The sequence below is a fragment of the Salmonella sp. SAL4457 genome, from assembly GCF_046548235.1.
GTDB classification, from domain to species: Bacteria; Pseudomonadota; Gammaproteobacteria; order Enterobacterales; family Enterobacteriaceae; genus Salmonella; species Salmonella enterica.
The window spans coordinates 1-257 of record NZ_JBGDZO010000819.1 but is presented as its reverse complement, the minus strand read 5'-3'; the positions used below and the strand labels follow the sequence as shown (position 1 = coordinate 257).

Below are 257 nucleotides of genomic sequence, written 5' to 3'. Positions count from 1 at the left end.
GCGCACAGGGCTGCGTTATGGCCTGCTCGGCCTGATCGTCATCGCGTTGCTGGCCGCGCTGGCCTATTTCGTCGCGCGTCCCCCCCAGACCCCGGCAGCGGCCCATGCCGCGGCGGTCGAGGAAAACCAGTTGCAGTCGCTGAAGGACGTCGCCAAGCAGGCGCCGGTCCATCGCAAGCTGGACATCCAGGAATGGAAGACCGCCGAAGGTGCCAAGGTACTGTTCGTCGAAGCCCATGAACTGCCGATGTTCGACC

At 65.4% G+C, this 257-nt stretch carries 1 protein-coding gene; it reads left to right on the top strand.

Translation table 11 applies throughout. The features are described 5' to 3' along the window. On the top strand, positions 1-257 hold a 257-nt coding region (locus tag ACLJNW_RS26455), incomplete at both ends, for a hypothetical protein (RefSeq protein WP_410961546.1).